This window comes from Legionella navarrensis, from assembly GCF_052527415.1.
The window spans coordinates 37773-52535 of the sequence record NZ_JBNVZR010000001.1 but is presented as its reverse complement, the minus strand read 5'-3'; the positions used below and the strand labels follow the sequence as shown (position 1 = coordinate 52535).

The following is a 14763-nucleotide window of genomic DNA, read 5'->3' as shown; positions in this document are numbered from 1 at the left end:
CGTGTTACCTGTTACCAATCCATCAAAAACCTCTTCCCTGCAACGCTACACTATCTGGTTTGTAGGCGTCTGCTTTGTGTTGTTTCAGTTTTTTTTACAACTGTCTTCCGGCGTGGTGATTCAATCCATTGTCCAGGAAATGCAGCTGAGTGCGCTGGCTGCCGGACTGCTGGGCAGTTCGTTTTATTATGTGTATACCAGCCTGCAGATCCCGGTAGGGTTTCTCTTTGATTTGAAAAGCACACGCGCGCTGCTGGCCTGCTCGGCTCTGGTCTGCAGCCTCGGCTGTGCTTTGTTTGCACAAAGCCATAGTCTGCTGACCCTGTTTTCTACGCGTTTAATCATAGGTGGTGGCGCCTCGTTTGCCTTTATTGGCCTGTCGCACCTGCTGCGGCAGCATTTTCCTCTGAATCAATTCGCTTTTATGATAGGCCTGTCTGAAACACTTGGCTTTCTCATCACCATGCTCGGCATTATCAGCCTCGGTGTGCTGGTGCAGCACTGGGGCTGGCGCAGCTTTATTAACGGCGCCGCCATAGCGGGTTTACTGATTGCGTGGCTGTGCTGGCGGATTGTACCCGTTGATGACAAACAACAGGAGCGCCCGAATCTGTCGCAGTGGAGGCAGTTTATGGTGATACTGCGTTCCGGACCAATCTGGATTAATGGTGTATTCGTCGGACTGAGTTTTACGGTGATTACCGTATTTGGCGCCATGTGGGCGGTGCCCTTCATTCAGACCAAGCTGGGCTGTGATTTAAAAAATGCCAGCATCCTGGATTCCATGCTCTTTCTCGGCGGTGCTATCAGCTGCCCGTTATTTGGGTATCTGGCCGGCCGCTTCAAACGCCGTCCCATCATTCTGACTTCCTGCCTGTCTACGGCCCTTCTCATCGTATTGATTTTATTTATACCCACTAAAAGTGCCGTGCTGATTGGCAGTCTGATGTTTCTGATAGGGCTGTGTTGCGGTGCCTACATGCTGGCCTATTCCATCGCCAACGAACAGGCGCCAGAGGGTACCTTGTCGACCTGCACCGGGTTTATCAATACGCTGGCCATGCTCAGCGCTCCCATTATGCAGCCCGCAGTCGGGTTCATTCTCGACAGAGTCAGTCAAAATGATGCGGCCTTTACTCTGCATGCCTACCAGCTGGCTCTGGCGATTGTGCCTGCTGGGCTTGTGATCGCCGCAGGCCTGTCCCTGTTGCTGCCCGAGGGAGAACAGGGACAGGGTTAGCTGCCTGTGACTCCCCCACGCGGTTGCTCCCCGGATTACGCATTCGTTGTGAACGACCATCATAAATCCGGGCTACGCGTTCTGGCCTGTTAACAGACCACAAAAAATGCCCAAATAATAGACCAGAAGTATTTTTTATGATAAATTTCATCCTGAATTAACCTTTAGAGGAAATATCAAAATGAATTTGAGAGAGTTCGGTTCTCGATATATGCATAATCTCAGGCGCTCATTTAGATTTCGTTACCTGGAAACACCGAGCGGTAGCGGTTTAGAACTTGCCGTGCTTTTTGCTTTAGTATCACCCATCACCCATACCATAGGGGCATTAGTAAAAACCATTGTTGATGCAAAAACCAGAAATCCCCAGCCTCAAGACGCCATAATGGCGACACAAGGTCGCATTGCGGAAGCGGGCCCAGAGGAAATGGCTCGATTACTCGGTAGTGTTGATAATCTCAGGCCACACTCCTCTTCCAGTCAGAAATTATTAACCAGATTGAGAGCGACCAACCGTAATATAGCGCGACAAGAGGAAGATGCGGCGCTAGAGGAACGATATGCCGTATTAGGTATTGCTAATCCAACAAGTCGATTTGAAATAGAACATGCTTTATCACGCTCGCTGACTGCAGAACAAGAGACCAGCTTGACGCAAAGGGTTGAGGAAAGAAAATCGGTACTTGCTGAAGAGCGTCAGGCCGAACGAAAGCGTCTTGTAACGAATTATCTGGGCAAAGAAAAAAATAATGGGAAGCTTGTGCATCAGAGAATTATGAGCTTTTTTAATCCTCAGCCTGAACAGCTGGCAGAGCCTTTGAGTGAACAATCCCCGCTGATACAATCTCCCGTTTAGTCTTTTCTCTGGACTCCAGGTGAGCTTAATGGACGTCCAGAGATACTCTGTTAATGAAGGCGCACCAGGCGTCTTCAGGGCGATTTCATCAGAGTGCAAATAGAATACAACTGACTAAAAAAGTCATAAAGCGTACAGAATGACAGTCCGGAATTTTGTCCGGCACAGAGCAGCGTCTTCTCTTCAGCACATTACTTGTCCTCCCCACGAGGGCGGGGACGACACATGTCAAAACTAAATCGTACTAGTGCCCTGTCAATATTCAATCTTGGGGTAGGGTGGGCAAAGGAGCGAAGCGACGTGCCCACCAGTCATTAGCACAGAGCACAACCATGGTGGGCACGTCGCTTCGCTCCTTTGCCCACCCTACCCCTGTATTTAATGTTGATAAGGCACTAGTTGATCTCATCAAAACTAATGGCGCAAAAGCCAGGTAAGGGAGCTTCGGTAAAGCCAAGTATCCGTTGCTGACCAATGTCAATTTTATCCAGCAGATTATCAAGTGATAAATCGACTTTGGGAGCAGGAACCCGGATTCGCCAATGGTTATCGGCGCCGCCCTGCACTGTTAAAAACTGTGACATGGTAACCGCTTGGCCCTGCTCATCGCGCCAGCCGGCAACCGAGGCACGTACCGCGTCGGATTCGGGCAGGGTAACAGAGTACAGCGCACTGCCGTTGTTAAACGAGCACAAAACCGAACTCATCTGATGCTTGCCCGATAGCGGACTGCTGACCCACATTTGCCGGAACCAGGCTTTTCTGGCGGTGACAAATTGTTCAGGATTGCTCTCGCCGAGCTGAATGTGGCCGTTTAACTGACCCGTCTGACTGACCAGCAGTTCAATACCATCCCGCAGACTTTGCCGTTTTGGCGCCTGTCCGTTTGCGGGAGCGAGCATATCGACCTTGAAATTAAAGCCTTTTTTGTCTTTATCCTTCACCCCATAAACCCAGCTGTTGTTAATCGGATTAAAGCGAATAAAAATATTGCCAACCTGCCAGTGCGTCAGCTCCGGCTGCTCAATCAGGGTATTGCTTTCCTCATAAACAGCAACTGCTTTACTTTGTGTGTTAATCAGCGTTGCAACAGCATGAAAGCGGGCATTCTCACGTTGAATCTGTAAAAAATACGCGTAACGCTCACCGCCTTCGCTCGTTACGTTACCTGAAAATGTCCAGTTAGCCTGCATGGAATGCAGCGACAACACCGCCTGAACGGAAGCATTCTCCACTTCTTCGCCAACAGCTATCTCTGCCCGCACAGAAAGGGAAAGAGATAACAAAAAAAATATCGCAATACGGCGTATAGCAACTATCATGTGTGTCATTTTGGGAAATAACCTTTTAAACAATCGTGTGACCACAACGCGTGCCAGAAGGGCTCGCGTAACCTGGCGTTAACGGGTAGATAATACCAGTGTTCTGCCGCAAAGGGTTGACATTTCACCGCATCTTTTTCTGTCATGACTACGGTTCCCTGAATAGTGTTTAAATCCTGAGCTGTAAAGGGGTGATGATCCGGAAAAGGATATGGTATGCAGGATAAACCCAATGACTCAAGCGTATGGAAAAAGCGCCCCGGGTTGCCAATTGCCGCCACCGCGGCCACCGGGGTTGTCATCTCCTGTATGCCCGCTTTCCTGCCGCTGGGAAGATGAATAAATTCCGCGGTGTCGAGGGTCATGGTATGCGCGCCCGGCCAGTTTCCCTGGTTCACTACCAGCAAATCAGCCTGCCTGAGACGACCGGCTGGCTCGCGCAATGGGCCAGCCGGCAGACACATGCCATTGCCAAGACCGCGCATACCATCGAGCACCACAATGTTGATCGAGCGCCCCATGGCATAATGCTGCAGACCGTCATCGCTGATGATAATCTGGCTGCGATGTCTGTTCAGCAGATAACGTACTGCGTCAACGCGCCTTGGCGCTATGACCACCGGACAGGCGCAGCGCCGGGCAATGAGAAACGGTTCGTCTCCCACCATATGGGCCGAATCATCGGCTGTCACTTCATGAGGGAAGGTTTTAAGACTGCCACCGTAGCCACGTGTAACCACGCCCACACGAAAGCCTTTTTCCTGAAACGCCTGCACCAGAGCAATAACCAGCGGGGTTTTACCGGCACCACCCACGGTCAGATTGCCTACAACAATCAAGGGAACCGGGCATGCGCGCTGAACAAAAGTCTGTAATAAAAAACGGCGAATCCTGACGATGAGCTGATATATCAGCGACAAAGGCCACAGCAGCCAGCGCCATCTGCTTTGTCCATACCACAACCTGTCCAGCATCGCGTGCATTTTATCCAGTCCTTATTAAGCAGGAACAAACGTTTCTATACCTGTTTTCTGCGCACGATGCAACTGTGCGTAATAGCCGTTAAGGTCCAGTAGTTGCTGGTGTGTACCCTGCTCCACCAGCCGCCCATGGTTCATCACCAGAATTTTGCTGGCGTTTTTGATGGTGGACAAACGATGCGCAATCACCACGGTAGTACGGTTTTTCATGACTTCATCCAAAGCAGCCTGAATGTAGCGCTCTGATTCAGAGTCAAGGGCCGAGGTGGCTTCGTCAAGGATTAAAATGGGCGCATCTTTCAAAATGGCGCGGGCGATAGCCAGACGCTGCCGCTGACCGCCGGACAGCAAAACACCGTTTTCGCCCACACGTGTATCGTAGCCCTCCGGCAAACGGCTGATAAATTCATCAGCAAACGCCAGTCTTGAGGCCGCGATTATCTGGTCCCGGCTCACATCAAAGCGACCATAGGCAATGTTATTGGCCAGCGTGTCGTTAAACAGAGTGACCTGCTGACTGACCAGCGCCATCTGTTCGCGCAGACTGCTCAAAGCCAGATTGTTGATGGGCTCTCCGTCCAGAATGATTTGACCGGCACAGACATCGTAAAAACGGGGCAGCAGACTGGCAATAGTCGTTTTACCGCTGCCGGAGTGTCCAACCAGAGCCACGGTTTCTCCGGCATTGATGGAAAAACTGAGGTCATGAAGAATGGTCTGCCCCTGACGATAAGCAAAGCTGACTGACTCAAAGCGTATGGCACCTTTGGCACGCGCGCTCAGACGTTTTCCCTGTTCCGTCTCGACCGGCTTGTCCAGCAGCTCAAACACGCTTTCAGCACCGGCTAGACCGCGTTGAATAGTTGCATTTAATGTTGTCAGGGTTTTTATGGGTTTGATTAACTGCAGCATGGCCGCAATGATGGCCAGAAAAGAGCCCGCGGTGATGGTGATGATGGTGGCCAGCTTGATGGCCACAAAAATAATTGCGGCAATACCAATTGCGATGACAAGCTGTACGCCGGATACATTAATCGCCTTGCTCACCGCTACTTTCATGTCATTCATACGTGACGATTCGGTGGCCTGCTCAAACTTACCAACCTCATAGGCCTCACCACCAAAAATACGCACAACCCGGTAGCCCTCAATGGCTTCGGCAGCGATTTCTGTTACCTGTCCCATGGATTTCTGCACCCGGTGACTAATGCGGCGCACGCGTTTGTTGGTGAGGTTGACGATAATGCCTACAAAGGGAATAGTCAGTAAAAACATCAGTGACAATTGCCAGCAGATAACCATCATAACCGCCAGTAAGCCTGTTACAAGGCAGGTATTCTGGATAAAATCGGTCAAGGCATCGGCACTGACCTGCGCCACCTGCTCAACGTCATACAGAATTTTCGACAGCAACTGACCGGATGTGGCCTCATCGTAATAATCAGACGGCAGTTTGATGATATGAGAAAACACACGCTGGCGCAGCACTTTCACGACGGAGCGCGCCACCCAGGTCATACAGTAGGTCCCGACCGAGCTGACCAGTCCGCGCAGACTGATCCCCACCAGCACAATGAGGGGAATCTGTTTGACGAATTCCAAATCAATGCTGATAAAGCCCTTATCAATAAACGGCTTCATCATATAGGTAAAGCCGGCATCGATAATGGAGTAAAGAATGTTCGCAGAAATCCCGGCAAACAGCACAAGCCAGAATGGCTTGACGTAAGTGAATAAGCGTCTGTACAAAACGCTTGTTTTGATGGCACGTTGTTTTGTCATAAGACGGTATCAAAACCTGGTTGTAAAAAAGACAGATTGTAACCTGAATTGATGAAATACGCTAATCGCACTAAGAGTCAGCATCTAAAAAAAGAAACGTCATCCCTCACTGCGTTCGGGATGACGTACTTCTTTCTCGCCCTGCAATTGCACCGGATGGCGCATTTATGTAGGATATGTTTTTACCGGTTCAGAGTATCGCCATGACCCTTCGTACAGGCTTTCTGCAAAACACCCGTTGGCAAACCGAAGTGATTGCCGGTATCACCACCTTTTTGACCATGGTCTACATCGCCTTCGTCAACCCAACGATCCTGCACGATGCCGGCATGGATCAGGGCGCGGTGTTCACGGCCACCTGTCTCGTTACGGCCTTCGCCTGTGCGCTCACCGGTCTCCTGGCCAATACCCCCATCGGAGTTGCCCCCGGCATGGCTCTGAATATTTATTTCAGCTACAGCGTGGTGCAGGGCATGGGCATAGACTGGCAGCACGCCCTTGCCATGGTATTTGTTTCCGGGGTGTTGTTTTTTGTGCTGAGTCTTACCCGCCTGCGTCGCCTGCTGATTGAAGCCATTCCACACAATCTGCAAATCGCAATCCTGATAGGCATCAGTCTGCTCATTGCCATGATTGCTCTGCAGACCAATCAGCTGATTGTAAGCAATCATCACAGCCTGATGAGCATAGGCGACATCCACCGCCCGGAAAGCGGCCTGTTTTTTGCGGGATTCCTGTTGATTCTAACCCTGGATTACTATCGCGTGCGGGGTGCTATTATCCTTGGCATTTTAGGGATAAGTCTGCTGGCTCTGCTGCTGGGACTGACTCAGTGGCAGGGCGTGATGGCCTTGCCGCCGTCCATGGCGCCGACCTTCATGCAGCTGGATTTTTCTGGCTTGACCTCAATAACGGCTCTCAAGGCCATTTTCACCTTTTTCCTTATTGCAGTATTCGATGCGACCGGTACTCTGATTGGCCTGCTTAACCCATCTGTTTTCAGTCAGCAGGCAAACTACCAGCAGCGCCTGAGTTACAGCCTGACAGCCGATGCCGCTGCCTCGGCGCTGGCAGGTGTGCTGGGTTCCGCCAGCACCTCACCTTATATTGAATCCGCGACGGGCATTGAGGCAGGCGGGCGAACAGGCCTCACCGCCATCGTCATTGCTGTTGGTTTCCTGTTGATGCTGTTCTTTTACCCGCTGGCAAAAATGATTCCCAGCTACGCCGTGGGGCCTGCTCTGCTCTACGTCGCCTGCTGCATGATGAAGCATTTGACGGATTTAAAGCTCAGCGACATCAGCGAAACGGCTCCCTGTATGGTCACCATCATGATGATTCCCTTCACCTCATCCATAGCGGATGGCATCGGTGGCGGCATCATTCTTTACACCCTGCTGAAGCTGCTGACACGCCAGCGCGTCAGCCCATTAATCATCATCCTGAGTCTGGTTTTTGTGGTCTTTTTCTTGATCAGCTGAAAACGCGCCTGCAGGAGAATCAGGTTCTGACACAGAAATTCAGCTCTTGATACTACAAAAAGCTTAAGACCTTTGACGGCGATATTCGTGAAATCCTTGTAGCCCGGATTAGCGCCAGCGTAATCCGGGAAATAAACCACAAACAGGGGACCGTGCCAGGAGAACCATGGATTCCCTGATTACGGCTAAAAGCCTAATCCGGGCTACGTGTCCGTTAGGAAAGCTATCTAATCCCAATATCGCCGAAACAGGGCATTTATGAGTTTTTTGCCCATTACAGAGCCTTCTGACACGAGCTACTTATGAAACAACCGGCTTTTGCCCCAAGAGCGCCTCACCCTCCCGGACGCAGTGCAGACAGCTCGCTGATCAGATTCGGGCCGCGATAGATAAGCCCGGTGTAGACCTGTAGCAGGCTGGCACCGGCCTCTAGTTTGCCCTGACCTGCGGCCAGGCTGTCTATGCCGCCTGCGCCAATCAGGCAAACCTCCGACCCGACCACCTCTTTCAGCAGACGCAGGCAGGTTGTTGAACGGGCCAGCAACGGTCTGCCGCTTAAGCCGCCCTGCTCGTCAGCGTGCGACAGTCCTTCAACGCCCTTGCGTGAACAGGTGGTATTGGTTGCAATGATGCCGTCTATTCGATTGCTTCTAATTACCTCGGCCATGCCCTTCAAGGCTTCGTCGTCTTCATCGGGTGATAATTTAACGACCAGCGGAACCTGGCGTTTGTGCTGCTCGGTAAGACGCATGCCCTCATCAGACAACTGAGCCAGTAAATCCTGCAAATAAGCACCCTGCTGTAACTGACGCAGATCAGGTGTATTAGGCGAAGATATATTAATGGTAATGTAGGATGCGTGCCCGTACACCCGACGCAGACAGAAAAGATAATCGTCCACGGCCTGATTCAGGGCTGTGTCCTTGTTTTTGCCAATATTGATACCCAGAATCCCCCGATAGCGGGCTTTCTGGACGTTAGCCACCAGCGCATCCACCCCCTGATTATTAAACCCCATGCGGTTGATAATGGCGCCGGCCGAAGGTATTCGGAACAGGCGCGGCAGAGGATTACCCGGCTGTGGACGTGGGGTCACGGTTCCCAGCTCAATAAACGAAAAACCCAGTTTACTCAAGGCATCCAGATGGCTGCCGTTTTTATCAAGACCTGCCGCAAGCCCCACAACATGAGGAAAATCAAGCCCCATGACGGAAATTGCAGGGCCAGGCTGCATTGATTTAAACAAGGCAGCCGGCAGATAATGCAGGGCACTCAGGGAAAGATGGTGGGCCCGCTCGGCATCGAGACGAAACAGTAAAGGACGAATCAGAGAATACATCAGATACGGCACTCCTGCGCCCAGACCCGCAGCATGGCATTGCCTTTGGCCTGTAAATGATAACGGATACTGCGAACCTCAACGCCGTAGTTTTCCTGCTGCAGGGCCAGCAGCACGGGTCCGGTCAACGCCGACATCTGCCCATTGAAATCGCCCAGGGGAAATATCCTGACCTCTCTGGCAACACGGGCCAGTTCACGAATCATCTGAACATGGAAATCCAGATCCTGGTTGTCCAGCTCACCAAAAAGGTAATGCGAGCTGAGTGCGAGATCGAAGGTAAAATCCGCGAAAGGCAAATGAAGATCCCGAATGGCCTGATAGCGCTTTTCTTTTTTTCCGGCGGCATAATCCGCAAAGAAAGCATCCATCCCCGCCTGCCGCCAGGCCAGAAATCCGTCGAAACCGGCGTAGCGGCTGAAGTCAAATTCCGTCGCCTTGCATCTCACCCGCTCGGCACGATCAGCAAAAACCAGCACGGCTTTTGAGTGCAGGGTAGCTTCATCCAAGGCAAACAGGGGGTCACAGGATACACAGGAAATTCCCTGCCCGCCGGCTTCTGTCTGAAACGCGCTCGGGCCACTGCCAAACTCCAGAATATTACCTTTTAAGTCATCCGGCGACAGATCAAACATTTCCAGGTAATCATCCAGATGGTGGCCCCAGAGAACCAAATCACTCATGCTCTACTCCTTTTGCCGAAGCGGTCATCGATGGACGGGATTATACATAGTAATAAGAGAATATAGAATCGGCGCTCCCGGCGTTATCTGGATTTGCCCCGCATCATCCGTACCAGACCGGGAAAACGTATCTTCACCCCAAAATTCATAAAGCAGACCGTGACAGGTTGATAATGACATGCCAGTCAACAGAGGCAAGGATGCCGCGAACAACGACACGGCCTTTGTGGCAGGATTCTGACGTGGTGCTAATATTTAATCATACAGATACATATTAAAACTTATTGCTCACCGAGGGCACTATGAAAATATCCGATATATTAAACCGTGTTGTCGCGCTGCGAAAAGCCAGTCTAAGCAGCGCACCTGTTGAAAGTCTGCCAGAAAAGACGAGAAAAAAAATGCTGGCGAACATCAACGCAAGGCGGGAAAAAGCATCAGACGAATTAGATGAGCTCTATCAGATGGTAGCGCGAGAAAACGGTCCCGTCGCGCTTCATTATACAAAACAGATGACCGCCGATATTGCTGCCAGGCTTGATGATTCAGCGTCTGCAGCATCAAGAAGTCAGCCTGCGCCCCTCCCCCACCCTCGTGCAGCCGAATGGCCGGATTATTACAATGACGACCTCTATCAAAAACTGCTTCCCTTATGCCAGCTGGCGTACCTTGAGGAACAGAACGGGATAGCCGAAGACCATGCCCTTAATTTATCGCTGATTTTTGCAGATGAAAAAGCGGTGTATGACTACCTCACCCAGTTCCCCAAATGGAATAAGGTAAGACAACTGGTTCACGATGCCTGCCTGTTTGAACTGCCTTCCCCTGCAGACTGTGATTTTAGTCTATGGAAAAACATGGCAGCAAGGAGTCAGCACATGCTCAATCCGCGCTTCCGTGAGCTGCTGCCTCACGCAGGCGAGCTGGCCAGACTGGCCGGTGGCAGGAATTGGGACAATATGACCCTCCGTCATTTGCGGGAAGTTTACAGGCAATACATGCTGAATTCCAGCCCGGCTCACCGGATACTGATTCATCAGGGTCTGAGCGCAAAGACCATCGCCCTCTTTAATTCACTGCAACGAAATAACGACGATGTGGCCATACCGGCAGTTTTTATCAAAGGCGCTGACATTGGATATCTGGGGGCTTACCTCACTAAGCTGGACACCCAGAGCAAGGAGGGCGCCGCGCTGGCCGCCTGCCTTGGGAAATTAACAAATTGCTGTCAGTACCTGGGTGGCGCTGGAGAGGCATGTGTTCGTCATGGCATTGAATCGCCCAATGGCAGCTTTTATGTCCTGTTCCAGGGGGATGCAGACAATCCCAGCCTGAAAGACCCGATACTCGCTCAGGCCTGGGTCTGGCGCAGCGCAGAAGGAGATCTTTGTCTTGATTCGGTCGAAACCCCGCACAATACAGACAGCGCCATGGTTGCTGATATGTATCGCGCCCTTGGCCTGTCACTCTGTGGCTATGAGGGTATCAAACGGGTGAATATCGGAGCGCATAGCGGCATTTCACAGCGTGTAGGATTTGAAAATTATCCGGTAGCCGGACTGACTGCGTGTGATTATCAGGGCTACACGGATGCCATGAAGCAATTATTGCTGGCTGACCGCTCTATGCCCTATCTGTTTTATGGTCATACCGGATCCGCGGAGCTGACAAAAATAATTGAAGACAGAACCGCTCAATACTTCAGCGGACTGTTGACTCTGCCCGGCGACCTTAAAGATAACGTGGAATTAAAGCAGGCCATTGCCTTTCTGGTTTCTTCAAAACAGGACAAGGACGATAATCCTCTTTTTCAACTGCTGCTCAACCGAGCCGCTGAACGAAGTGAGGAATGTCGTCGCCTCGTTGAAGCCAATCGGTCGTGCGCCAGAGCTCTGGGCAAAGATAATGCCAATCTGGAGGACCTGCCAGGCTTGATTGAGCAAGGAGCCTTTGTTGGGATGGCTGATAAAAAAGGCAACGCGGTACTGCATCGGGTAGCAGGGAATCCCGCGCTTCTGAAAGCCATTCTCGAGCGCATACCGGAAAATCAAAGGCTTGAGGCACTCAAGGTCGTTGATAGAAATGGTATAACGGCCTTGCAACGGGTGGCAGGCTACCCTGACTCTCTGAACACCGTGCTTGCGCTCATGTCACAAAACCAACGGCTTGAGGCAGGCAGGATGGCCGATGCAATAGGCGATACGGCGCTGCATTGGACGGCAGAAAACCCGAAATCTCTCAAAATCATTCTCGAGCTTATACCGCAGGATCAACAGCTTGAGGCAGTCAGGCTGGCTAATATACATGGCCGTACGGTGCTGCATATTGCAGTACGCAACCCGGAATCCCTGCAAGTAATTCTTAATGTGTACCCCGTGGATCAACGACTTGAGGCTGTGAGGATTACCGACAGATATGGCGCGACGGTACTGCATAACGCAGCACGTTTCCCAGAGTCCCTGAACATCATTCTTGAACTGTACCCTGAAGATCAACGACTTGAGGCGGTCAAGATGGCTGATATTTATGGCAATACGGTCATGCATGAATCGGCACGCGAGCCCGAATCATTGAAAACCATTCTCAGGCTTTTACCGCCAGATCAACAGGTCGAGGCAGTCAGGCTGAGAGATAGATTTGGCAAGACGGTGCTGCATGAGGCGACAAACAATCCGGAATCCCTGAAAATCGCTCTCGAGATTTACCCGGAAGATCAAAGGCTGGACGCCATTAAGGCAATGGATGGAGCCGGTAAAACGGTGTTGCATCAGGCGGCAGGCAACCCTGAATCCCTGCAAACCATACTGAGCCTTCTACCAGAAAACCATCGTCTTGCGGCAGCGAATCTGGCCGATGAACAGGGTAAGACGATCCTGCATCTGGCGGCAGATAATCCCCGGCTCCTCAAAACCATTCTCGCGCTTTACCGGGAAGATCAACGGCTTGAGGCAGTCACGGTGAAAGACAGAGAGGGTAAAACGGCTTTACTTCTGGCAGCGGGCAACCCAGGCTCTCTGAAAGCAATTCTTAAGCGGATACCCAAAGGGCAAGGTCTGGAGGCCGTTAAGGTAGCAGCTGCAAATGGCCAAACGGTGTTGCAACGGGCTGCGGGCAACCCTGAGTCCCTCAAAGCTATTCTCAAGCTTTACCCTGAGGACCAGCGACTTGAGGCAGTCAGGACAGTTGACAGTATGGGCTTAACGCCGCTGCATGCAGCAATACGCAACCCTGAATGCATGAAAATAATTCTCGAGCTATACCCGCCAGACCAACGGCTTGAGGCGCTCAAAATAGCTGATCAAAATGGCTTTACCGTGTTGTATTGGGCGGCAAACAACCTTGCCTGTCAGAAAGTCATGCTCAGCCTTCTCCCGGAAGACCAACAGCTTGAGGCAGTCAAAGTATCTGACAGAAATGGCCAGACAGCCTTGCATTGGGCGGCACGCAATCCTGGATCACTTAAGGTCATTCTCGCACTTTACCCCGAAGACCAGCGGCTTGCGGCCGTCACGGCGACTGATAACAATGGCGTTACGCCTTTACACATTGCGGCACAACACCCGGGCGCCCTCACCGCCATTCTTGAGATGATACCCCCCGGCCAACGGCTTGAGGCAGTCAGCCTCGCCAATAAAGCAGGAAAAACGGCGCTGCATCTGGCGGCGGGTAATTACAAATCCATGGAGGTTATCCATAGACTCATACCTGAGACGCAAGATCCGGAAAAGATGACCTCCGTATCGAGCAATCCCTCCTCTTTTTTTTCGGGAAAGAGCCGTGCCGCATCATCCGTACCAGACCAGGAAAACGTATCTTCACCCCAAAATCCATAAAAACAAAAAAATCAGCCAGTTGCAACTTGAAATGAATGGGGTATAGTCTAGACTATTTGTCAACAGACACAGGATGGTACTCATGCATACGGGATTAAATCATCAACTGGGCGAAACCCACGACATGCTCCGCGAGAGCGTGCACCAGTTCGCACAGCACGAAATTGCGCCATTTGCAGCTAAAATTGACGAGGAAAACAGCTTCCCCAACCCGCTCTGGCGTCAACTGGGCGATATGGGTCTGCTGGGCATTACTGTCAGTGAGGAATACGGCGGCGCCAACATGGGTTATCTGGCTCACGTCATTGCCATGGAAGAAATTTCACGTGCGTCTGCCTCGGTTGGCCTGAGTTACGGCGCCCATTCCAATCTGTGCGTTAACCAGATTTACCTGAACGGCAACGCCGACCAGAAACAACGCTACCTGCCCAGGCTTATCAGCGGCGAACACATTGGCGCGCTGGCCATGAGCGAGTCCAATTCCGGTTCCGACGTGGTCAGCATGCAGCTGCAGGCCCGCCAGGCTGGTGATGACTTCATCCTGACCGGCACCAAGATGTGGATCACCAATGGCCCCGATGCCGATGTGCTGGTGGTGTACGCCAAAACCGACAAACAGGCCGGCAGCAAGGGCATTACCGCATTTATTATTGAAAAAGGTTTCAAGGGCTTCAGTACCGCTCAAAAACTTGACAAGCTCGGTATGCGCGGATCCAACACCTGTGAACTGGTGTTTAATGAATGCCGCGTTCCAGCCGAAAACGTGCTGGGTCAGCTGAATCAGGGCGTCAAGGTTCTGATGAGTGGCCTGGACTACGAGCGTACTGTGCTGGCTGCCGGACCGCTGGGCATCATGCAGGCCTGTCTTGACGTAGTTCTGCCCTACGTTCACGAGCGCAGACAGTTCAATCAGGCCATTGGTGAATTTCAGTTCATACAAGGCAAACTGGCCGACATGTACACAGACATCAGCGCGTCGCGTGCCTACCTGTACGCCGTTGCGCGTGCCTGTGATCAGGGCGCCGTAAGCCGTAAAGATGCCGCCGGTGTGATTTTATTCACGGCAGAAAGGGCAACACAAATGGCTCTGCAGGCCATTCAGATACTGGGCGGGAATGGTTACATTAACGAGTACCCTACCGGACGTTTGTTGCGTGACGCCAAACTGTATGAAATTGGCGCAGGCACATCGGAAATCAGGCGCATGCTCATTGGGCGTGAACTTTTCAAAGAAACGGAATAAGGAA

The 14763-nt window shown here is 51.7% G+C and carries 10 protein-coding genes; 5 read left to right on the top strand and 5 right to left on the bottom strand.

All coding sequences use genetic code 11. The annotated features are described in order from the left end of the window. The first annotated feature begins 1 nt into the window (after position 1). Both ACQUTA_RS00190 and ACQUTA_RS00185 read left to right on the top strand, forming a co-directional pair. Complete coding sequence (locus ACQUTA_RS00190; protein ID WP_444986054.1) at positions 2–1240, top strand: MFS transporter; 1239 nt, start codon at positions 2–4, stop codon at positions 1238–1240. A 181-nt stretch (positions 1241–1421) separates the two neighbouring features. Then, positions 1422–2096, top strand: coding sequence for a hypothetical protein (locus ACQUTA_RS00185; RefSeq protein ID WP_444986052.1), 675 nt, complete (start codon positions 1422–1424; stop codon positions 2094–2096). A 395-nt stretch (positions 2097–2491) separates the two neighbouring features. On the opposite strand, the gene ACQUTA_RS00180 is transcribed toward ACQUTA_RS00185, so the two are convergent. Genes ACQUTA_RS00180 through msbA form a run of 3 tightly spaced genes read right to left on the bottom strand, consistent with a single transcriptional unit; the run spans position 2492 to position 6180 of the window. After that, entirely contained in the window at positions 2492–3418 is a 927-nt protein-coding gene (locus ACQUTA_RS00180) for a hypothetical protein (RefSeq protein WP_444986050.1), read from the bottom strand. A gap of 5 nt (positions 3419–3423) precedes the next feature. Further along, positions 3424–4401, bottom strand: a complete 978-nt coding sequence (gene lpxK / locus ACQUTA_RS00175) for a tetraacyldisaccharide 4'-kinase (protein WP_444986048.1) — start codon at positions 4399–4401, stop codon at positions 3424–3426. A 15-nt stretch (positions 4402–4416) separates the two neighbouring features. Then, positions 4417–6180: a lipid A export permease/ATP-binding protein MsbA gene (gene msbA, locus ACQUTA_RS00170; RefSeq protein WP_444986046.1), complete on the bottom strand. Its 1764-nt coding sequence runs from the start codon at positions 6178–6180 to the stop codon at positions 4417–4419. Between the two features lie 203 nt (positions 6181–6383). On the opposite strand from msbA, the gene ACQUTA_RS00165 reads away from it, so the two are divergent. Continuing rightward, entirely contained in the window at positions 6384–7661 is a 1278-nt protein-coding gene (locus ACQUTA_RS00165) for an NCS2 family permease (RefSeq protein ID WP_444986436.1), read from the top strand. 334 nt (positions 7662–7995) lie between these two features. On the opposite strand, the gene ACQUTA_RS00160 is transcribed toward ACQUTA_RS00165, so the two are convergent. Then, on the bottom strand, positions 7996–9000 hold the full coding sequence (locus ACQUTA_RS00160) for a quinone-dependent dihydroorotate dehydrogenase (protein ID WP_444986044.1): 1005 nt from the start codon (positions 8998–9000) through the stop codon (positions 7996–7998). Then, positions 9000–9683 (bottom strand): hypothetical protein, encoded by a 684-nt coding sequence (locus ACQUTA_RS00155; protein ID WP_444986042.1) that lies wholly within the window; start codon positions 9681–9683, stop codon positions 9000–9002. The genes ACQUTA_RS00160 and ACQUTA_RS00155 overlap by 1 nt, the downstream gene beginning before the upstream one ends. A gap of 302 nt (positions 9684–9985) precedes the next feature. On the opposite strand from ACQUTA_RS00155, the gene ACQUTA_RS00150 reads away from it, so the two are divergent. Then, positions 9986–13516 carry an ankyrin repeat domain-containing protein gene (locus tag ACQUTA_RS00150; RefSeq protein WP_444986040.1) on the top strand — a complete coding sequence of 1177 codons (3531 nt, stop codon included), beginning with the start codon at positions 9986–9988 and terminating at the stop codon, positions 13514–13516. An 82-nt stretch (positions 13517–13598) separates the two neighbouring features. Beyond that, complete coding sequence (locus ACQUTA_RS00145; protein WP_444986038.1) at positions 13599–14759, top strand: isovaleryl-CoA dehydrogenase; 1161 nt, start codon at positions 13599–13601, stop codon at positions 14757–14759. Positions 14760–14763 lie beyond the last annotated feature (4 nt).